At 41.9% G+C, this 22,331-nt stretch carries 18 protein-coding genes; 9 read left to right on the top strand and 9 right to left on the bottom strand.

The window, feature by feature from the left end; genetic code table 11:
- The first annotated feature begins 638 nt into the window (after positions 1-638).
- The 5 genes from ACT29H_RS10865 (at position 639) to pncA (ending at position 5,924) form a co-directional block, all read left to right on the top strand.
- The gene (locus ACT29H_RS10865) at positions 639-1,376 is read left to right on the top strand and encodes a polyprenol monophosphomannose synthase (RefSeq protein WP_444821657.1); all 738 of its coding nucleotides are present in this window, start codon (positions 639-641) and stop codon (positions 1,374-1,376) included.
- Positions 1,377-1,572: 196 nt separating this feature from the next.
- The gene (locus tag ACT29H_RS10860; protein WP_444821656.1) at positions 1,573-2,907 is read left to right on the top strand and encodes a dihydroorotase; all 1,335 of its coding nucleotides are present in this window, start codon (positions 1,573-1,575) and stop codon (positions 2,905-2,907) included.
- 127 nt (positions 2,908-3,034) lie between these two features.
- The gene (locus ACT29H_RS10855) at positions 3,035-3,532 is read left to right on the top strand and encodes a hypothetical protein (protein WP_444821655.1); all 498 of its coding nucleotides are present in this window, start codon (positions 3,035-3,037) and stop codon (positions 3,530-3,532) included.
- A 149-nt stretch (positions 3,533-3,681) separates the two neighbouring features.
- Positions 3,682-5,178 carry a nicotinate phosphoribosyltransferase gene (locus ACT29H_RS10850; protein WP_444821654.1) on the top strand — a complete coding sequence of 499 codons (1,497 nt, stop codon included), beginning with the start codon at positions 3,682-3,684 and terminating at the stop codon, positions 5,176-5,178.
- A gap of 131 nt (positions 5,179-5,309) precedes the next feature.
- The gene (gene pncA / locus ACT29H_RS10845; protein ID WP_444821653.1) at positions 5,310-5,924 is read left to right on the top strand and encodes a bifunctional nicotinamidase/pyrazinamidase; all 615 of its coding nucleotides are present in this window, start codon (positions 5,310-5,312) and stop codon (positions 5,922-5,924) included.
- Between the two features lie 15 nt (positions 5,925-5,939).
- On the opposite strand, the gene ACT29H_RS10840 is transcribed toward pncA, so the two are convergent.
- From ACT29H_RS10840 to ACT29H_RS10810, 7 genes are all read right to left on the bottom strand, one after another.
- A complete protein-coding gene (locus ACT29H_RS10840; RefSeq protein ID WP_444821652.1) occupies positions 5,940-7,199 on the bottom strand; it encodes an aspartate kinase in 1,260 nt (419 codons plus the stop codon).
- Between the two features lie 720 nt (positions 7,200-7,919).
- On the bottom strand, positions 7,920-8,288 hold the full coding sequence (locus ACT29H_RS10835) for a helix-turn-helix domain-containing protein (RefSeq protein ID WP_444821651.1): 369 nt from the start codon (positions 8,286-8,288) through the stop codon (positions 7,920-7,922).
- 11 nt (positions 8,289-8,299) lie between these two features.
- On the bottom strand, positions 8,300-8,395 hold the full coding sequence (locus tag ACT29H_RS10830) for a type II toxin-antitoxin system HigB family toxin (RefSeq protein WP_444821650.1): 96 nt from the start codon (positions 8,393-8,395) through the stop codon (positions 8,300-8,302).
- 24 nt (positions 8,396-8,419) lie between these two features.
- Complete coding sequence (locus ACT29H_RS10825) at positions 8,420-8,836, bottom strand: DUF3284 domain-containing protein (RefSeq protein ID WP_444821649.1); 417 nt, start codon at positions 8,834-8,836, stop codon at positions 8,420-8,422.
- Between the two features lie 407 nt (positions 8,837-9,243).
- On the bottom strand, positions 9,244-9,477 hold the full coding sequence (locus ACT29H_RS10820) for a type I restriction endonuclease (protein WP_444821648.1): 234 nt from the start codon (positions 9,475-9,477) through the stop codon (positions 9,244-9,246).
- A 74-nt stretch (positions 9,478-9,551) separates the two neighbouring features.
- Complete coding sequence (locus tag ACT29H_RS10815; protein WP_444821647.1) at positions 9,552-10,997, bottom strand: RNA-binding domain-containing protein; 1,446 nt, start codon at positions 10,995-10,997, stop codon at positions 9,552-9,554.
- Positions 10,998-11,175: 178 nt separating this feature from the next.
- Positions 11,176-11,601: an SRPBCC family protein gene (locus tag ACT29H_RS10810; protein ID WP_444821646.1), complete on the bottom strand. Its 426-nt coding sequence runs from the start codon at positions 11,599-11,601 to the stop codon at positions 11,176-11,178.
- A gap of 622 nt (positions 11,602-12,223) precedes the next feature.
- Between ACT29H_RS10810 and ACT29H_RS10805 the strand changes: the two genes are divergently transcribed.
- Genes ACT29H_RS10805 through ACT29H_RS10795 form a run of 3 tightly spaced genes read left to right on the top strand, consistent with a single transcriptional unit; the run spans position 12,224 to position 16,352 of the window.
- Positions 12,224-14,590 carry an outer membrane beta-barrel protein gene (locus tag ACT29H_RS10805; RefSeq protein ID WP_444821645.1) on the top strand — a complete coding sequence of 789 codons (2,367 nt, stop codon included), beginning with the start codon at positions 12,224-12,226 and terminating at the stop codon, positions 14,588-14,590.
- 44 nt (positions 14,591-14,634) lie between these two features.
- Positions 14,635-15,666 (top strand): sensor histidine kinase, encoded by a 1,032-nt coding sequence (locus ACT29H_RS10800; RefSeq protein ID WP_444821644.1) that lies wholly within the window; start codon positions 14,635-14,637, stop codon positions 15,664-15,666.
- Positions 15,660-16,352: a LytR/AlgR family response regulator transcription factor gene (locus ACT29H_RS10795; protein WP_444821643.1), complete on the top strand. Its 693-nt coding sequence runs from the start codon at positions 15,660-15,662 to the stop codon at positions 16,350-16,352. Before ACT29H_RS10800 ends, ACT29H_RS10795 begins: the two co-directional genes overlap by 7 nt.
- Before the next feature lie 525 nt (positions 16,353-16,877).
- Here the strand turns inward: ACT29H_RS10795 and ACT29H_RS10790 are convergent.
- A complete protein-coding gene (locus ACT29H_RS10790; protein WP_444821642.1) occupies positions 16,878-17,219 on the bottom strand; it encodes a hypothetical protein in 342 nt (113 codons plus the stop codon).
- Positions 17,220-17,782: 563 nt separating this feature from the next.
- Here ACT29H_RS10790 and mfd point away from each other — a divergent pair.
- A complete protein-coding gene (gene mfd, locus ACT29H_RS10785) occupies positions 17,783-21,136 on the top strand; it encodes a transcription-repair coupling factor (RefSeq protein WP_444821641.1) in 3,354 nt (1,117 codons plus the stop codon).
- Between the two features lie 8 nt (positions 21,137-21,144).
- Here the strand turns inward: mfd and ACT29H_RS10780 are convergent, their stop codons facing one another.
- The gene (locus ACT29H_RS10780; protein ID WP_444821640.1) at positions 21,145-22,233 is read right to left on the bottom strand and encodes a response regulator; all 1,089 of its coding nucleotides are present in this window, start codon (positions 22,231-22,233) and stop codon (positions 21,145-21,147) included.
- Positions 22,234-22,331 lie beyond the last annotated feature (98 nt).

The following is a 22,331-nucleotide window of genomic DNA, read 5'->3' as shown; positions in this document are numbered from 1 at the left end:
CTAGCGTTCATCCTGAGCCAGGATCAAACTCTTCGTTGTACAAAAAGTTCTTATTAGCTCTTTTAAGTATTGGCCTTCTCGGAATTTCCGGTTTGGCTTTTTTCCTTCCTCAGGTTTTGCATCTATTCTGTCAAAGATCTTTCTTTTCTCTTAACTCTTTCCGGGGACTTCTAATTTCTTCTCGTCCCCCTCTGCTTTCCGCTAGCCCCGTGGGGTAGCTCCTTTTCAAAAGCGAGTGCAAAAATACTGCTTTTTATCTCTCAATCCAAATCTTTTCAAAACTTTTTTCTACCCCTCTTCCCTTTAAACAGCTCTTGTTTCACTCTCTTTCTATTCGTCTCTGCTTCGTTAAGCGGATGCAAAAGTATACCTTTTATCCAGACTTCCCAACCTTATCTCGCTCTTTTTTTCTAAAAAAATGCTAATCCCCTTTATATCAATAACTACTTTTTCAAAGAAATTTTATCCTTCGAAGTTATTAGACTTTTGTCAGGCTATTTTTTGTAATTTCGTGTAATCTTTGTTCCGCAAAGATTTGAGTTATCACATATATATTATAATAAAGATGTTTTACCTACCGTTGCAAAACGGGAGTAAACAAACCACATCAAATATAAATCAAAACCGACCATTTGTAAATGACAGAGACCAAAAATCTGGTAATTATACCAACCTATAACGAGAAAGAGAATATTGAAGCGATCATAAAAGCGGTATTATCACAACCGGTAACTTTTGAGGTATTAATTGTTGACGATGGTTCGCCCGACGGAACGGCTGCCATCGTTAAGGATCTTCAAAAACAACATGCAGGCCGTCTTCACATCATTGAAAGAAGCGGAAAGCTGGGGCTGGGCACAGCCTATATTACCGGATTTAAGTGGGCCTTGACAAATGGGTATGACTACATTTGTGAGATGGATGCCGACTTTTCACATGACCCCAAAGATCTGAACCGGCTCTATTATGCCTGTATTAATGAAAAGGCTCAACTGGCCATTGGTTCCAGGTATAAATCGGGGGTAAATGTGGTCAACTGGCCCATGGGACGAGTGCTAATGTCCTATTTTGCATCGGTTTATGTAAGACTGATAACCGGCATGAAGATCATGGATACCACCGCCGGCTTTAAATGTTACCATCGAAAAGTACTGGAAACCATCAAGCTAGACAAAATCAAACTAAAAGGTTACGGCTTCCAGATAGAAATGAAATTTTCTACCTGGAAATATGGATTTACAATCATTGAGGTTCCAATTATATTCACCGAACGCCAACAAGGAGCATCTAAAATGAGTGGCGGTATTTTCAGTGAAGCTTTCTGGGGAGTCATAAAAATGAAACTCAGTAGCTTCTTTAAAAAATATGAAGTATAAAAATAGATTGTTAGATATTAGATGTTAGATTATTAGATGTTAGATGTAAGATATTAGATTTTGGAGATGGTATTTTTCAAATAATAATTAATGCGGAACCATCACTGGATTTTATTCCAAAACCGGCCAAGACCTTAAAAAGAACGATCAACCGGTTGGCAATTTATTTTTTCCATAAAATTAAAAGAGAATTGGCATGAGCATACTGATACAAAATGCGACCATCATTAACGAGGGACATTCCTATCAAGGAAGTGTTTACGTCAAAGATCGGGTTATAGAAAAAGTTATTACCGGGGATCAGCCATTGCCAACAGCCGACCGCGTTATGAATGCGGAAGGGTTGTATCTACTGCCGGGAGTAATCGACGATCAGGTCCATTTTCGGGAACCGGGGTTGACCCATAAAGCAGACATAGCCACCGAATCGAAAGCCGCGGTGGCCGGTGGGGTAACCTCTTTCATGGAAATGCCAAACACCAACCCTCAAACAACAACCCTTGAAGCCCTCAATAAAAAATTTGAAATCGCCCAAGAAAAATCGTACGCCAATTTTTCTTTTTATCTTGGAGCCACCAATGACAACCTTCAGGAGCTTTTAAAAGCCGACCCCCGAAAAACATGTGGGATAAAAGTGTTCATGGGTTCTTCAACCGGCAATATGCTGGTTGACAACAGAGAAACGCTAAAAAATATTTTCAAAGAGGTACCTTTTCTCATCGCCACCCATTGTGAAGATGAGGAGACCATCAAAAATAACCTAAAACAGTATCGGGATCGTTACGGTGAAGATATTGCGTTTCGATTTCACCCGGAAATCAGAAGTGCAGAAGCTTGTTATCGTTCTTCATCATTGGCCGTAGAGTTGGCCACCAAATACAACACGCGGTTGCATATCCTTCATGTCTCCACCGCTCAAGAGTTGTCACTCTTTAATACCGTCCCCTTAAACAAAAAGCACATCACTGCCGAAGTCTGTGTTCATCATCTCTGGTTCACCGATCAGGATTATGACCATTACGGTGCCCGAATCAAATGGAATCCTGCTGTGAAAAGCAAGGCAGATCGGGAAGCCCTTCGTGAAGGCTTAAAAAACAACCTGCTCGACGTGGTGGCGACCGACCATGCACCGCATACCCTCGAAGAAAAAGCCAACAAATACTTCCAGGCTCCCTCGGGAGGCCCGCTCATTGAGCATTCACTTATTGCAATGCTTGAAATGGCTCATCAGGGCATTTTCTCTAAAGAGCTGGTAGTAGAAAAGATGTGTCATGCCCCGGCACAGCTCTTCCAAATCGAAAAAAGAGGATTTATTAAAGAGGGCTATTATGCCGATTTAGTTCTGGTAGCCCCTCATCAAAAAAACACCATCAGTGATGCGGCGGTACATTATAAATGCCAGTGGAGTCCATTTTCAGGGACCACCTTCTCACACGCGGTTACCCATACCCTCATAAACGGACAAGTTGTTTTTGAAAAGGGAGTCATCAACCCTAACCGTTCGGGCATGCCCCTTACCTTTAACCGATGATATAATAATAGAGATGGATTGGCATCTGTCTCTGCTTAAAACATACCGATTGTCAAACGTCGTTAATCAGTTAGGATAATAATAGATTGTCAAGGCGGGATAAATCCGTCTCCAAATAGAATCCAATATGAAACACCAACCATTCGTTCCATTAATCATCTTGATTCCCTTGATATTCATGGCTGCCTGTGGAAAAAACAATCCTTCCTCCTCTTCGTCCAACTCCCCTTTAACGGGGATAGAGCTGGCCGACACCATCATTTACCCGGTAGATATTGTCAACCTTGACACCACCGACACCTGGGCCGATCAGCGATTAAAACGCCTTCAGCGCCAACGCATGATCAATTTGCTTTTCGAGTCGGTCTATCAGGGTAAAGCACAGGCATGTGACTATTTTACCGACCAACCTCTCAGCACAGAAAAGCTACGAGAAATGGAGGCATCGGGAGGTTTTGACCGGGATAAAGTCTCTCAGCTTCAATTTGAGGAGGCTTGGCATCTCGACACCGTCAGTAACAGAATGATTAAAGAAGTTCAATCGGTGCTTCTGGCCTGGCCGGTATATGACAACAAGGGGAATTTCATTGCCTATAAGGCGGGTTTTGTGGTGAAGTTTGATTGAGAATGTTGAAGTTTAATTTGTAAATGACGGATAGAAGATAGATTTTTAGATTTAAGCTATAAAATGCAGAAGACATAGACCATTGATTTTAAAATACATTAAACACTCAAATGGTCGGAGCGTCTGCAAAACATATTAAAAACCGGAAAATGGATATTTTAAAAAACACCTATAAAGGTTCTTTAGCCTTGCTCACCGACTTCTATGAGCTGACCATGGGCTACGGATTTTGGAAAAACAACATGCACGACCGACCTGCGGTCTTCCATCTTTTTTTCCGCAATAATCCTTTTAACGGAGGCTTTGCCATAAGCTGCGGATTGGAATACGTGATCGACTACTTAAATGATTTCCATTTTTCGGATTCAGATCTCAGCTATCTTGCCGGCATCAAGGGGAATGATCAAAAACCCATCTTTGAACCGGCATTCCTCGACTACCTTAAAAATATGAAATTCGAGTGTGACCTTGATGCCATCCCCGAAGGCACTGTTGTCTTTCCACATGAGCCGTTGGTAAGAGTCAAAGGTCCCATTCTGCAATGCCAGTTGATTGAATCGGCGCTTCTCAATTTCATCAATTTTCAGACGCTGATCGCCACCAAGTCGGCGCGAATCAACATTGCCGCCAAGGGAGATCCGGTGATGGAGTTCGGATTAAGACGTGCTCAGGGGATTGACGGATCACTGGCGGCCACCCGTGCCTCTTTTATCGGGGGATGTGCCGGCACCTCCAATGTACTGGCCGGAAAAAAATTCGGCATTCCGGTCTTAGGAACGCATGCCCACAGCTGGGTACAAGCCTTTGACGACGAGCTCGAAGCCTTTGAAGCCTTTGCCAACGCGTTGCCCAACAACACCACTTTTTTGGTCGACACCTATAATACCCCTAAAGGCATCGACAAAGCCATCACCGTAACCCAAAAAATGGAAGCCAAAGGATACAAAATTGCCGGCATACGATTAGATTCGGGCGACCTGGCTTACCTGAGCCAACTGGCTCGCAAAAAGCTCAAAAATGCCGGGCTGGGACATCTGAAGATTGTAGGTGGCAACGACGTGGACGAATATATCCTGGCGAGTCTGAAACAACAGGAGGCCGAAATAGACAGCTGGGGCATCGGCACCAGACTGGTCACAGCCTTCGATCAGCCCGCACTGGGAGGTGTCTATAAACTATCGGCCATCCAAAACCGAGAAGGCCAATGGGACGATCGAATAAAACTATCCGAACAGTCGATCAAAGTCAACATTCCCGGTGTTCAAAAAGTTAAAAGGTTTTTCAAAGAAGGTCTGATGGTCGGTGATATGATCTACGACGAACAGACCGATCTTTCGGGAAGGATTAAAATTATTGACCCCGCCGATCCGACACGGTCGAAAGTCCTGGACAAACAAAATCTGGAATGTAAAGACCTGCTTATGCCGGTGTTCAGAAAAGGTCAATGTATTTATCAAAAAGAAAATATTCATGACCTCCAAAAACGAACATCGGAACAGCTTCAATTGTTAGATAAAACCATCAAGCGTTTTATTAACCCGCACAGCTACCCTGTAGGATTGGAAGAAGGACTCTATAAACGTAGATTGGAATTGATACTCAAATATAAAGAAGAATCCCGAAATGGACATTCTCGAAACAGGTAGCTACCGTTTTAACACTGATGGGTAAGCATTCATAAAAACGCTTTGCCCATGAAGAACAGAAAAGATATAACTAACCTTTAAAAACAATTTGGGGATAAACCAAAAATTGATATCCGTAAAAAGAACAAATCATGGATGCTTTACTGATCGTGGATGTACAAAACGACTTTCTGCCGGGTGGCTCTCTCGAAGTGGCCGATGGGGATAAAATCATTCCGGTAATTAATGCGCTCCAGCCGCGATTTAAACATATCATTGCCACTAAAGACTGGCATCCCGCCAATCATGGCAGTTTCGCTTCCAATCACCCGGGACAAAAGCCCGGAGAGGTCATCAAGCTGCATGGACTCGACCAGATATTGTGGCCCGACCATTGCGTAAAAGGCAGTCCGGGGGCCGAATTATCCCCGCTTCTCAACCACGGGCTCATTCAAAAAGTGATATTAAAAGGCTCGGACCCTACGGTGGATTCATACAGCGCCTTCTTTGATAATGGTCGCCGCATTCAAACAGAGCTTCACAACTACCTTCGTCATAAAGGAATAAAACGACTGTATGTTACAGGCCTGGCTGCCGATGTTTGTGTCTATTTTACCGTGAAAGACGCCCTCGAACTGGGGTATGAAACCATTCTGGTGACCGACGCCACCAAGGGGGTAAATCTGCAACCCGACGACACGGCCAGGGCCTTTGCCGACATGCAAAAAAGAGGGGCTACTCTGCTGCGATCCGATGAAATCATCTAAGACCGGGGATAACGGTTAAGCTTCCGTTTTAATCACAAACCGGGCATTCTTGCGGGTGATTTGCGAATCGATAACCGTTCGGCCGCTAAGTTTTTCGTCAATCACGCTTTGCGTGTAATACCTTATTGTCAGAAGCTCCACATGATCATTGTATCGGAGAATCATTGTCTCTTTCAATTTCTCCATCAACGGCATCAGTTCCCTTCGGTTATCCACGCAAGCGGTAAAATTCAACGCCGAAGTTTGCAACAGGTTGATTCTGACATGGTATTTCCCAAACATGGCCAGTATGTCACTTAAGTTACCTTCCGTAATAAAGGAAAAGTCGCGTGGTGAAAGTGTCAGAAACACCTGATTTTTCTTAAGAATATAAACCGGCAGGGTAGGCTCCTCCCCTTGTTGCTGAATAGTGGTTCCGGAAAAATGGGGATTCAGAAAAGATTTCACGTACAGCGGGATTTGTTTATTCTGAAGCGGCTTTAAAGTCTTGGGATGGATCACCTGGGCTCCGTAATAGGAGAGCTCAATGGTTTCGGCATACGACAGCGCATCAATCTTTTGGGCATCGGGGAAGATTCTCGGGTCGGCATTCAACACGCCGGGCACATCTTTCCATACAGTGACCCTTTCTGCATTCATCACGTTGCCGATGACGGCAGCCGTGTAATCGGACCCTTCACGTCCCAGCGTGGTGGTGATATTACTCATGGTACCCCCCAAAAAACCCTGAGTAACATAGAGGTCTGTCTCATCAAAACTGAAGGCTTCCTGCATCAGTTGGGTAGTCAGCGCCCAATTGACATTGGCATCGCGATACAAATCGTCGGTTTTCAAGATCTGCCGAACGTCCACCCATGCAGCCCTGAAGCCCGAATGCTTAAGGAAAGCACTTACCAGCAAGGTGGAAAACAATTCCCCGTACGAAACTATCTGATCATATTCGTAATCAAAGTGCAAGGATGGTTGCTGTTCCAAACGCTGAGATAGCGATTCCACACAGTCGTAAAAAGGACGCAATTCGGGGATATCAACCTCCCCGAACAGGTCTTTTGCTATTTTTTCATGATAGGCGATTATGTTCCGTAACCGCTCCTTCAGCTCCGCATCGTTGCCGGAGAAATAGCTCTCTACCAGCGCTTCCATGGCGTTGGTGGTCTTCCCCATGGCCGATATCACCACCACGAGTGGTTTTTCCAAACCCTCAACAATTCGCACTAAATTACGCACAGCATTGGCATCTTTCACCGATGCCCCGCCAAATTTGGATACCTGCATGAAATATTAGATACTAGATTAATAGATTATTAGATGTAAGATAAAATTCATATACATCTTAAACCATTTAAGCGTGGGTAAAGATAGTATTCGTGGATATGAAATTGAACAAAAGCTGGCGCCAATTTTGAAATAGATGATTAGATGCCAGATTAATAGATTTTTAGATGCAAGATTAAAGATGATTCACATTCATCTTAAACCATTTAAGCATCGGAAATGATAGTATTCGTGAATAGGAAATTGAACAAAAGCTGGCGCCAATTTTGAAATAGATGATTAGATGCCAGAATAATAGATTTTTAGATGCAAGATTAAAGATGATTCACATTCATTTTAAACCATTTAAGCGTGGGGAATGATAGTATTCGTGGATAGGAAATTGAACAAAAGCTGGCGCCAAATTTGAAATAGATGATTAGATTCCAGATTAATAGATTTTTAGATGCAAGATTAAAGATGATTCACATTCATTTTAAACCATTTAAGCGTGGGGAATGATAATATTCGTGGATAGGAAATTGAACAAAAGCAGACCCCAATTTTGAAATAGATGATTAGATTCCAGAATAATAGATTTTCAGATGCAAGATTAAAGATGATTCATATTCATTTTAAACCATTTAAGCGTGGATAAAGATGGTATTCGTGGAGATGAAATTGAACAAATGCTGGCGCCAAATATTATAACTGTACTATAAAGAAAATTACCGAAGTCCCTTATTTGACCAATTGATAATCCCGCACCAGCAAATCGGCTGGCAGATTCAATCGGGTAGAGAGCTTTCGAATCATTTCTACCGTCAGTCTTCGTTTACGGTTTAGGATTTCGGACACCCGACTTTTACCGCCGATTTCCGGAACCAAATCCACCTGTCTCAGATGCATTTCCTCCATCCGTATCTTTATAGCCTCAACAGGATCCGGCGCCTCAATCGGATAGTGTTTCTTTTCATACTCATCTACTAATAATCCAAGAATCTCCAACTCATCGCTCTCGGGTGTCCCCGGCTTTGCATCGAAAAGGTCTTCCAACCTTTTCAGGGCAGCTATGTAATCCGATTCTGTTTTAATTGGCTTCAATAACATAACCACCATTATTAAATACGGTTGGAATTGATCTTATCATACTCTTCATGCGTAGCTATGAAACGGATAAATGCCATTTGATGCTCAAAATTGAATTTTACGACCAATCAACACATCCCCATTCACCCATTTCATGATGTTTCGGACAGTTTCTTCTTCAAATCTCGAATATATTTCTCCTGAATAGCTTTAAGGTTGATAAAGAGAGATGAAAAAAATTTCAGAAAAAGGTTCTTATAGATTATGGATTCTGTAAATGTAATCCTTGTCCTCTCATCCGATAATTTTTCAAAATAACCTGTCCACTCTCCCGAGAAATATTTACTATTCATCGTGAATTGGTAGACTTTAAACTTTTCTTTACGGGTTATATTAAAGCGAATTTCTAAACCGCCCTTGCCATACTCAACAAACTCATTATCATTTAATATCTTAATATTTTGAAGATCGTTTCGCCATTGCCAATTTTTATTATCTGTAATGGTATTCCAAACGTCTTCAACGCTAAAATTTAATACTTCCGAAACTGTTGATACGCTTTTCCTCATGATTTAAAAAATGCAAACATTCAGGGCCGTTTTCCCAAAAATGGCAAAAAATGCCCTATCGGCCAAATTGAGAATTACAACCTGTACATTATTAATGATTCGAGAATTATCACCATCCATCCTTTAATCGGTTGACACAAGGTTTTCCGTAACTCCGGGAAAGTATTATACCAACATCCGGGAAAGGTTATACCAACACCCGGGATAAGGTTATCCCAAGACCCAGGAAAGGTTTTACCAAGACCAGGTATAAGGTTATACCAATACCGTGTATAAGCTTATCCCAACATCTGGTATAAGGTTATACCGACACCATGTAAAAGCTTATCCCAAGACCAGGGAAAGGTTATACCAATACTTGGGAAAGGTTTTCCCGACACTTGCTAACCATTGGGTTATAATTCTACTTACTCTTGGGGATAAAACAACAGAGTTCTTGCAAATATATTTTCTCCCTTCCGTAGTGCTATTAATAAATATCCGGCCCCATGGATGGCTAACCCTATAACCAGATTGAAGTATTGATATAATGAACGAATTCCGTCTTCTTGCTGATTTCTTAAATGTTGCTCTATGGCCTTATCTATTGGGACTTTGACCTTAGGGCTTTTGCACTCGATGACGACAACCGGGATGCACATTGATAAACAATGCCGGAAGTTGTGATATGTGGTCTTCTTTTAATGATGGTATAGTCATTGTCTTTTATTATCCGTTATGAATTGTGAATGATTAGTTTCCAGTATCCTGATCTTTCTCCCTCCATACGCACAAGGAGTTTTTGTTCTTTGAGCTTTTGAATATTCTTTTCTACCCCACGTTCAGTGATATTTAACTTCTTTGCCATTTCAGGAATGGTTATATACTGATTGTAATAGACCATTTCCAAAATTTTTAAAGAACTCTTGCCAATTTTTGAAGTGGCTTTTTCAATCAGTAGTTGTTTTACTGCAGCCCAACTATCAGAAGAACTTTTCCCCGAACTTTTCCCCGAACTTTTTCCCGAACTTTTTCCGAAACGTTGAAGAATAACCGTAAACATCCCTTCCGTTTTAAACTGTGGGGCAGGAAGTTTTGCGGCTTTCATTTGGTCTTTAATTCTTCCAATACCTGAACCAACTTGCTCTACCATGCGAATGCGCACAAATAATCCAAAAACAAGCGGATTTCTACTGTGACTTTTCGTCCCGAAATCTTCGGGAGAAATAGCACTGGTCAACCCACCCGGATTGGTTATTTCGATTCTATCCTTAAAAAGCTCGACAGTAATTCTGGCTCCTTTGTCATAATAATCACGATGACACAAAGCGTTAATCAGCGCTTCTTTTAAAGCCGTTTCCGGAATTTCCCAAATTTCTTTACGAGGACCGCCACCTTCAATCTCATATCGTATATTTAATTTACTTTTAAGCCATTGCATGGCGTGTTCATACTGTTTTAACAAAGGCCCGCCAAAGCTCTTATCATCAATGATCTGGGTTTTATTGGTTCCTTCAAAAGCAAGGCAACGAACTTCTGCAGTCTCAATAAACCGCTCAGGTGCCGTCCCAAAGAATAAAACGCCTCCTTTTTTAAAAGAGCCATCATTTAAAAACAGTTTTAGGTTGTAAAGGATTTGTTCTTGTGAAATGGTTTTAGACAATCCACTTTCCGTACGAAAGGCTTCAAACCAATTTTCATCGATATCCTTTTGAGGGTCAAATTTGGAGCAAGGGGCTTCATCAAAATAAATTCGATTTGATTGTTGAAAAAAATCCCGCATCTGTTCCACTGTAGTCAATTTTTGGGTATTAGGGCCTTGCCGAACATAAATGGCACCGGAAAGTGCATAAGGTTTTTGTGTGCCACTATCTACTTCAATCACCCATACCGTATTCCCTTCTATTTCAACTGAATATAGTTGAGTTGGAATATGAGGGTTTATTTCGTTCAGCGCATTTTGAATAGACGAGCGTCTGGCATTATCAATCTTAGCTCCGCAAATTTTATTTTCATCATCAACCCCAATCAATAAAACCCCTCCGGCTGCATTGGCAAACGCACATATTTCCTCACTAAGCTCCTTGAGTTTATTTGGCACACAAACTTTAAATTCCGCATTATAGCCTTCTCCGGAATGGATAATGCTTTGAATAGCTTCCGAGGTGAGGTGGTTATTCATCAGCATAAAAATTACTTGACTTATTGTACCAATAAAATTTACACATTACACAACAATTCATAAATTGGCAATATTCTTTCCCTTTGGGGCATTGCTGTAAACTTAAGGAATAAGGTACGCATTTTTGTGATGAACCGATTTTTTAATCTGAATTAAATTTCAAACTATCTCAATACATTTAGCCATTTCCGGATGTTTCTCCCAGTTTCTTTTTTAAATCTCTCATATATTTCATTTGGATAGCTTTAAGGTTGATAAAGAGAGATGAAAAAAATTTCAGAAAAAGGTACTTATAGATTATGGATTCTGTAAATGTAATCCTTGTCCTCTCATCCGATAATTTTTCAAAATAACCTGTCCACTCTCCCGAGAAATATTTACTATTCATCGTGAATTGGTAGACTTTAAACTTTTCTTTACGGGTTATATTAAAGCGAATTTCTAAACCGCTCTTGCCACACTCAACAAACTCCTTATCATTTAATATCTTAATATTTTGAAGATCGCTCCGCCATTGCCAATTTTTATTATCTGTAATGGTATTCCAAACGTCTTCAACGCTAAAATTTAATACTTCCGAAACTGTTGATACGCTTTTCCTCATGATTTAAAAAATGCAAACATTCAGGGCCGTTTCCCCAAAAATGGCAAAAAATGCCCTATCGCCCAAATTGAGGGTTACAACCTGTACATTATTAATGATTCGAGAATTATCACCATCCATCCTTTAATCGGTTGACACAAGGTTTTCCGTAACTCCGGGAAAGTATTATACCTACATCCGGGAAAGGTTATACCAACACCCGGGATAAGGTTATCCCAAGACCAGGTATAAGGTTATACCAATACCGTGTATAAGCTTATCCCAACATCTGGTATAAGGTTATACCAAAGCTATGTATAAGCTTAGACCGACACCATGTAAAAGCTTATCCCAGTTCTTGAAATGGGGTATTTAATATTCTTACATAAAACCGCTCTGCGTCATGGCGTCTCTGCGTTTTGTTAGGGAGTGCGATTTCAGGCTTCTGCCACAATAAATGTATCTGACCCAAGAAACCATGCAGGTGACCAAAATAATTTCCCGGTCCATGCCGGCCAACATACTTTTGAATCGGAAAGATTTCCCGAAAGAGGCCTGACAGAAGAGTTGTGAACAACCTTCTTAGCCCGGAGAACCATTTCGGGACCATTCGGAGACCCATCATTCAGAAAAATTATCTGCCATGAAAAAATTATTCTTCCTTTTTGCCTGCATCCAATGTTTCGGCATCTCTCACCTGATTGGCCAAGAATCAATAACCATTCGGGGAAAAATAACCGACGAAGCCAAGGTTCCATTAGTTGGTGCAACCATCTCTATCCCTGACACCGCAATAGGTACCACCAGTGATATAAATGGCGTATTTCAACTGAAAATACCCAAAAATACAACATCGCTAAACATTTCATTTATTGGTTACAGAAGCATAGATGTAGTACCTCATCGCCAAATGACAATTGTGTTGCCCAAGAAAGAAACCGAAATTGACGAAATAGTTGTCACCGCCCAAAAATCTATGGCACAGGTAACCCCCGACAAAACAACTGTATATCCGGGATTATCGTCAACAACCTCATCGGGCACCGCCTATTCGGTATTAAAAAACTTACCGGGCATAATAATAAACAACGATGGGTCCATTTATCTGAATGGAAAATCGGGAGTCAGAATTCTGGTCAACGGCAAAAGCGCCTATTTATCCGGCTCTGAGCTATTAAACTATTTAATGTCGATACCGGCCAATTCGTTAAGCAAAATAGAATTGATAAATCATCCCTCAGCAAAATATGAGGCAGCAGGAAAGGCCGGAATTATTGACATTCATACGCAAAAAAACAACAATGCCGGCTACAACGTCAAACTAAACACCAATTATGAGCAGGGGAAATACGGCCGATGCAACAATAACATTTCTCTTGGCACACAAATAAACCAACTAAACATTTATGGGCTTTACGGATTCTATCGGGGAGATGACTATGTCGATTTAACGGTCACCCGCAATTTTCCGGAAACCACCACTGACCCAACGATTTTTTTTGACCAGGACTCGTACCGGAAAAGAAAGGACCAATCGCACTATTTCAATGTAGGGGTTGATTACAACCTGACGACCCATACATCATTGGGCGTAAAGGCCAGAGGGAACCTTTATCACAGAATAGAAAACGGCGTATTAAATTCTTTGTTTTACACCTCCCAAACCCTCAAAGATTCAGCCATACATTCAACCACTAATAATGATGAAAGTCGTCAAAACTTCATGACTTCTCTTTACTTTCAGCATAAAATGGATTCGTTCGGTAAAGAAATTTCTGCCTCGGTCGATGGGCTATACTATTCCATTAATGAGCCTCAGTTCCATTTCGATAGGGTGTCTGCATCATCCCTCGCCTCCACGGAATCCATATCCCGGACACAAAAAGATGGTCATATAAAAATGATTTCCGGAAATGTGGATTGGACCTATCCCATATCGTCTCTGCTGCGTTTTGAAGCAGGTGCAAAAAGCAATTTCGTCAACATTGACAACGTATCTGCCAGCCAAATCAAAAAAAGGGAACAATGGATAAATGATTCAGGGTTAAGTTCCAACTTTGACTACAACGAGAATATCAATGCCTTATATGTAAACAGTAAGATTCAAACAAAACCCGTAACGATCCATGCCGGATTACGAATTGAAAATACAAATATCACAACCGACTCCATGGACCAATCCTATACCAATTTGTTCCCAAGTTTGATGATTGTCCGTTATTTCCCGAGCCAAAATGCCCTTAGCTTGACTTATGATCGCCGAATCGATCGTCCCAACTATAAAGACCTGAATCCGTTCGTATATGTATTTGATTCCTACACGTATGAACAAGGCAACACGAAGCTGGAACCCCAATTCACCCATCGACTCAGTTTATCCTTCACCATTCGCAAGGCTTACAGATTCAGTCTTTTTTACGCCAACACCCGGCACGCCATCAGCAAATCATATATTGTACACCCCAACAGCAAACGCGTGCTGGTTATGCCTACCAACATGTCGTGGCACAACTCATATGGTTTACAAATCGATGCTGCTCAATTAACGCTTACCAACTGGTTTCATACAAGTCTCCATGCCGAACTTGTACAAAACAACTACAAATGGATTGAGGCAGGTATCACCCAAAAAAATGAAGGTATCACCTTTCAAATTGGAGCTCAGAACCGAATAATACTACCATGGGGCTGGAAGGGAGAAATAAGCGGCTTTTATAACAGTCGCATGCCATACGGACAAATAGATGTTTTGCCCATATGGCAAATTTCGGGAGGTATTAAGCGCGACTTTTTCGATGGGAAGGCAACACTCAACATCTTTTCCTACGACTGGTTTCATTCAAATCGCACACGTGTAGAAGGGATAATCAATGGCGGGTATGCCACCACCCATGAATTTTCGGATCATACCATGATAGGATTATCCCTGACTTTCCGAATCAAAAAAGGACACGAGATAAAAAAGCCCAACGTTCAAAAAGGTTTAAACACAAAACGAATATCTTTGTAAAAGTGCATGAACTCATAATGCCTGGAACGCTATAAAAAAGACTCATGAACCGGACAAACAAATGGTTCCGGATTTCACCCCTAATATTTGGAACCACCGTACTAATTATTATCCGATTAATAAGCGACGTGCCTCTGGAATCGAAGTTCTGGGAACGTCCTTTATCCCAGAACCTCATCGAGTTCGTATCCGTAATCATTATTTCATTTGCCATTGAATACTCGCTGCATGCTTTTGTAAAAAAGCACCGGAAAAAAACGGGAAAGCTATCGGTACAACAGCTGATAAAAGAATACATCATCATACTATTATCCGGCATCGTGATAACGGTTCCTTGCATTTATGTCATTCATTTTTTCACAAACGACCCTGTTGGAATCGACGACCTTGTCATTGCCGAAATCGTCACCTCTTTACTGCTGGTAATTTATTATTCCATTTTCAGAGGAGGCGATATCCTTGAGGCCTATATTCATCAGAAAACCTTAACCCAGCAAATTGAAAAAACTCAAATGGAAACGGAATTAAAATTTTTAAAAGCACAGTTTCACCCCCACTTTCTTTTTAATGCCCTCAATGCCATATATTTTCAAATTGATGAATCGAACCAGGCCCCGCGAAAAGCCATTGAGCAATTGTCCGAACTCTTGCGCTACCAGCTATACGACATTAATCAAACGGTAAAGATCAGGCAAGAACTCAATTTCATCCGCCATTATACGGAATTTATGAAGGTACGCATGAAACCCTCGTTCCACCTAACCATTCATGTTGACCCGCAACTGAATGGGCAGCCCATACACCCATTGCTACTATTCCCGTTGGTCGAAAACGCTTACAAATATATTGGCGGAGAATATTGGATAACCATTGATGCACAGCTAAAAAATGGCGCATTATCTTTTCATATAGAAAATGCCATTCCTGCAATTGCTCATACCGGGAATCGCAAATCCGGTGGCATTGGCCTCCTGAATTTACAAAGAAGACTCAACCTGCTGTATCCCGGCAAACATTCTTTTAGTACCTTTAAAAAGACGAATTCTTTTACTGCCAATTTAAGTATAGAATGGTAAAACTACGATGCATCATAACCGACGATGAACCGATGGCTCGCAAAGGCTTACAAGGTTATATTGAAAAACTTGGTTTTTTGGAACTTGTTGCGGTTTGCGAAGATGCCATTCAGTTAGGAAATGTGTTAAAAGCACAACCCGTTGACCTGATTTATCTCGACATTGAGATGCCCTACCTTTCTGGTGTAGATTTTCTTTCCGGATTAACCGATTCGCCCAGAATAATTATTGTTAGTGCTTACGAGCAATATGCCCTGAAAGGCTATGAATTTGACGTGGCCGATTATTTGCTTAAACCCGTTTCCTTTGAGCGGTTTTTAAAAGCGACCAATAAAGTGTACGATTGGGTTCAAAAAGATAAATCGGCGAATTCCTTATCCGAGTCCATTTTTATTAAAACAACCAACAAATACGAGAAGGTCAACCTGGCCGACATACTTTTTATCGAAGGGATGGACAATTATATCGCCATTCAAACCACCCAAAAGAAGCACATCACACATTCAACGCTAAGTGCATTTGCTCAAAAATTACCGCCACACCATTTTTTAAAGATTCATAAATCATTTATCGTCAACCTCGATAAAGCCACTTCGCTGGAGGGAAACATCCTGGGAATTGACCATTACAAACTACCTGTTTCCAGAAATTACAGAATGGAGGTAAAAAAAAGGTTGTTGAAATAAAGTTCCCGAATCGACCGGCCTAAGCGGTTTTGGGGGGCTCTGTTTAAAGAATAGTTTTTGCCTTTATTTCATTTCCTCCACGCCATTGCCTCTCCGCGTTAATATCCTCATCCCACAATTACCATCAAAAAAATTTGGTTAGCTTAACCCAAAAAATTCTGATTAACCCAGCGGAAAAAATTTTGGGTAACTTAAAGGACATATCGATTGTTCACTTAAGCGGAACATATTCCTCTGCCTTAACGAAAAAAGTTTTTCCAAAGGCTTAAGAAAAAGTTGGGAGAGCCTTAATCGAAAAGTTTGGAAGCCTTAACGGAAAAGTTCGGAAGCCTTAACGAAAAGTTTTGGTTAACCTAACGGAAAAGTTCCGTTAAGGCTCCCAAATTTTTTTGATTAAGCTAACGAGAATTTTTCCAGGTAGTCTAACGAAAATTTTTTCGCATAGGTTAAGTGTCCTCACCATCTTTATAATTTATTCCTCGGGGCCATGGAATCTCGTTTTTTTTATCTATAGGGCTCACTGGCTCATCTTTTCAACGCCCTATTTTTATTTTTTAAGGTCATAATCACCAAGAAAACGGTAACCACAAACAAACCAACAGCGGCCACACCCCTTCTTACCGTATCGTTGAAAGAAGAAAAAAGGGTGATATAAATCCCCACTACGGCAAACAGGAACAGACCTAAAGAGTGTAATCTGTATTTTTTAGGAATAGTCCATTTTGCATTGGTCATCAACAATCCCGAAACACCCATGCCTGCAAAAAGAAACAATCTGGCAAAAGGGCTTTGATGATTTGAAAAGAAATAGATAAGAACAGTTGCAATAAGCAATATCAGTCCGATTATCTTTCTCTGTTTTTTCATATTTCAGAATTATTTCAACATTTCAATTAAGATTGACATTAAATATACAATCACATAAATGGGCACTCTAAGAAAGCCATATTCTCTATCCCTATCTAAAAAACAGATATTCACAAATAAAATAAAAGACATCTACAAAATCAACGAACCAAGGTATTTAATGCAGCACCTATAATAAGTGCCACGACCCCCCCGGCAGGTCCTCCCAATAAATCGCCGGCCCAAGCTGCAAAAATGCGCCCGACACCACCTGTCGTTAATACACCAATCGCAAAAGCTTTTTGATGACAAGTATAATTGTACTCCGTGCACAAAAAAAAGCAGAGAACGAAACCTGCTTACGATTTACCGCCTTTTTTTCTTTAACCATTACACACTTATTCAAATTGAATTTCACTTAAATTAATGGCCAGATAAAATCCGGATGAATCAGTTTATGGGTGTTTCCCTTGAGGTGAGCATCCTTGCCATTCACGGTCCATTTACCTCTATTTCTCTCAAAAACCCTCAGCGTCATGGCGTCGTTGCGTTAAGAATAACTACTTTTGCAAAAATTTTATCCAGTGGAGTGGAGCACGTTATTACAAAATTTTAAAGAACATCCCGGACTAAAAGAGCTTGAGGATTGGCTGGCATCGTCGGAAGAAGACCTTTATTTGAAGGGGCTTTCGGGTTCATCGGCAGCATTGGTGGCTGCCATGAAAGCAGGCCGGCAAAAACACCTGTTTGTCTTATATGATAAAGAAGACGCGGCCTACTTTTATCACGATTTGATGCAGTTGGCGGGAGAATCGTCCGTGTTCTTTTTTCCTTCCAGTTATAAACGTTCGCCTGCCTTTGGACAAACCGACGGCAGTAATGTTATTCTCCGCACCAAAGCATTGGAACAACTTCAGAAAAGTTCCGAAAAATGCCTTGTGGTCACTTACTCAGAAGCGCTTTTAGAGAAGGTGCCTTCCCCAACCGATATGGAAGGGCAATCGATGACCATCCAAGCAGGCGATAAGCTGGACCTGACTTTCGTCACAGAGTTCTTGCAGGACATCGGTTTTCAGCGAGTGGACTTTGTTTATGAGCCCGGCCAATATTCCATTCGCGGCTCCATTATCGACGTATACTCCTACGCCGGGGAGGACCCTATCAGGCTGGACTTTTTCGGCGATGAAGTGGAAAGCATTCGAACATTCGATATAGAGAGCCAGCTTTCACGGACGCGTCTGTCATCGGTTTCCATCTATCCTAACTTATCGGATCCCCCCCCATCGGAAGCCCATTACCTATCACTTCCCGAATTTCTTTCTTCCGCCACTCGGGTATGGATGGAATCGCCCCATCAGATCATGGAGAAGGTGAAGGATATTTATAATCGAGTGGTACAAAAAAATGAACAACAAAAGGAAGAAGACGAAAATCCACAGGATATTCCCTCGGCAGAGGATTTGACCAATCCGGAAATGCTGGAAAAAGGGTTGGCACGAAATCCTAAAATAATCTGGGGGCGGGAACCAACAACGGAACAACACAAGTCGATAACCTTCGAAACTAGCCCCCAGCCGGTTTTTAAAAAGAACTTTGACCTGCTGGAAGCCGATCTTCAAAACAAACAGGAAGAAGGTTACCAAATTTATATACTTTCCGACAATCCACGTCAGCTGGAACGCTTGAAACAAATTTTTGAAGATCGTGGAAAACAAATAGCCTACACGGAAATAAACCGCACATTACACAGCGGCTTCATCGATCATCATCTGAAAATTTGTGTTTATACCGATCACCAGATTTTCGACCGCTATCATAAATTTTCTCTGCGCACCGACAAAGCCAAAGCGGCCCGTCAGTCCTTGTCGATCAAAGAGCTGACCCGGCTGAATCCGGGCGATTACGTGGTGCACATCGATCATGGAATTGGTCGTTTCGGGGGACTTGTCACCACCGAAGTCAACGGTCAGAAGCAGGAAGTCATCAAGCTGATCTACAAGGACAACGACGTCATATTGGTCAACATTCACTCCCTGCATCGCATCAGCAAGTTTAAAGGCAAAGACGGGGAGCCGCCACGCATCAACAAGCTGGGCACCGGGGCCTGGCAACGCACCAAAGAAAAAACCAAAAAGAAGGTAAAAGATATTGCCCGTGAGCTCATTGCCCTATACGCCGCACGGAAGGCACAGCCCGGATATGCTTTTTCGCCCGACTCCTTTATGCAAAAAGAGTTGGAGGCATCCTTTATTTTTGAAGATACCCCCGACCAAAACAAGGCGACTCTGGCCATAAAAAAAGACATGGAAGATAAAACGCCCATGGACAGATTGGTATGCGGTGATGTGGGATTCGGAAAAACAGAACTGGCCGTCCGAGCCGCCTTTAAAGCGGTGAGCGACAGCAAGCAGGTGGCAGTTTTGGTGCCCACAACCATTCTGGCACTTCAGCATTACCAAACATTTAAAGATCGACTCAAAGACTTTCCATGCAGAGTAGAATATATCAGCCGACTGCGGAAAACATCCCAAACCAAAAAGGTAATATCTGAATTGAAAGAAGGAAAGGTCGATATCGTCATCGGGACGCACCGACTGGCAGGTAAAGATGTCGTATTTAAAGATCTGGGATTACTGATCATCGACGAAGAACAACACTTTGGCGTAGCAGTAAAAGAAAAGCTGAAGCGGCTTAAGGTCAATGTAGACACATTAACACTTACGGCGACCCCGATTCCGCGAACCCTTCAGTTTTCATTGATGGGTGCCCGCGATTTATCCATCTTGAACACAGCGCCACCCAACCGCCACCCAATCATCACGGAACTCCATGTATTCAACGAGACCATCATCAAAGAAGCCATCACCTATGAATTGGAACGCAATGGTCAGGTATTCTTCATCAACAACCGGGTACAAAACATTTACGAACTGGAGCAAGCCGTCAACCGCTGGCTGCCGGAAGTAAGAACCGTAGTGGCGCACGGACAAATGGAGGGGCAAAAACTGGAAAAGATCATGCTCGATTTCATGGCCGGAGAGTACGACGTATTGATTGCCACCACCATCATTGAGTCCGGGCTGGATATCCCCAACGCCAATACTATTATCATAAACAATGCCCACCACTTTGGTCTGAGCGATCTCCACCAACTACGAGGTCGGGTTGGCCGTTCCAACAAAAAAGCGTTCTGCTATCTGCTGGCTCCCCCTCTGACGACGCTCACCCAGGATGCCCGGAGAAGACTCCGCATCATAGAAGAATTCTCGGAACTGGGAAGCGGATTTAATATTGCCATGCAGGATTTGGACATTCGTGGTGCCGGCAATTTGCTGGGGGCCGAACAAAGTGGCTATATTTCCGATATCGGTTATGAAACCTATCAACGAATCCTGCAGGAAGCCATGCTGGAACTTCGGGAGGACGAATTCCCCGATCTCTTTAAAGAGGATGTTAAACCGGGTGCAGCGGTGCAGTCCTTTGTTCAGGATTGCCAAATCGAAACCGATGAAGAGGTCAGAATCCCCGACGACTACATCTCCAACACAGCCGAAAGAATGGACCTCTACAGAGAACTGGACAATATCGACAACGAAGATAATCTTAAAGATTTCGAGTTCAAGCTCAAAGACCGGTTCGGCCCCATCCCGGCTCCTGCATTGTCCTTGCTACACATCGTCCGATTAAGAATAAAAGCCCAATCGATGGGAATCGAAAAGCTTATCCTTAAAAACCATACTGCGCGGCTCTATTTTGTGGACAATCCCGGCTCCCGGTTTTATCAGTCCGAATGCTTTGGAAAGATCCTAAGCTGGGTACAAAATCATCCAAAAGATTTTCAGATGAAACAAAAAGGAGAAAGATTGATTCTTAAAATCAAAAAGGCAGACAATGTTCAAACTTTGAAAAAATTGCTGGATGAGATAACGGCTGCTTAAGGCCCCCATCATCCGTTATGCTTATCCACAGCTTCTTTGAGAACAATGATAATTTTTTCCGGCTCACCATCGCCATTGCTCAATACGAAGCCAATACATTTTAAATGATAGGAAGTGGTTTCTATGGTTAAATTAACTGTAGAGTCATCTTTCCGATTGAATATATTGGCCAGAGCCCCACGATCTATACTCATCCATGGGCGAAGCGAAAAAACAGAATGGCCGCGCATATCAAAGGCCGGTGAGACATATTCCCGAAAAGCCGGATTATAATCCAGCACCTCAAACATATTGTTGACAAGCAACACGGCCCCCATACCCGACAATGCTGCTTCGCGCCATTTTTTCAATTCATCAATCTGTCCCAGATAACCGGATACTTCCACCAGCACCAGTTGAAATGCCGCTTCACCGTTAAACGTAATGCGTGAGGCATGCACAAAGACTTTCAATGCCTTTTGGTGAAAAGTTTTAATAATGATGTGGAAGGGTTGAATCTCATCGCATTGATTTTCGTCAAGTCTTCGTTGAAGGACAGGCACAAACTTCTCATCCACAAAATGGATAAAATCCGAGCCGACCATATCTTCCATATAATGAGTTTTGAAAAGATCGAGCGCCAGATTGTTCAGATAACGAATGATCCCCTTTTGAACTATGGCAATAGCGATGGGTGCTTTGGAGATATAGTCCCGAAAACTTTGCTCTCTGCGTTTTTGATCCAGATCGGCTTTATGTTTATAATAGGCCAACTCCATGGTAATGGCCAGCTCCTTTTTTGTGATGGGTTTAACCAGATATCCATACGAATTGGAGATAACAGCCCGTTCTATTACTTCGGTACTGGTGTCGCTGGAAACAAAAATAACCGGTATTTCATATTCCCTCTGAATGGTTTCGGCAGCTTCAATTCCGTCGACCTCCCCTTCAAGATGAATATCCATCAGAACAATATTCGGTGAATTTTCTTTGGCCATCTCCAATGCTTCTTCACCGGTTTTGCATCTTCCGATAATTTCAAAGCCTAAATCCTTTAAAAACAAAGAAAATATGGCTGATATAAATCGATCATCTTCAACTATTAAAACTTTTCGCATAGTATGGTATAATTTTTGGAACGAACACCACTAATCCATTTTAGATTATTGATATCCAGTTACGCGTCAACAGATCAATGCACGAATCCGGGGGTAAA

The sequence above is a fragment of the Thermophagus sp. OGC60D27 genome, assembly GCF_052400625.1.
Taxonomy (GTDB): Bacteria; Bacteroidota; Bacteroidia; order Bacteroidales; family Marinilabiliaceae; genus Thermophagus.
Note: the sequence above shows the minus strand (reverse complement) of the source record. Positions and strands in the feature narration are given on the sequence as shown.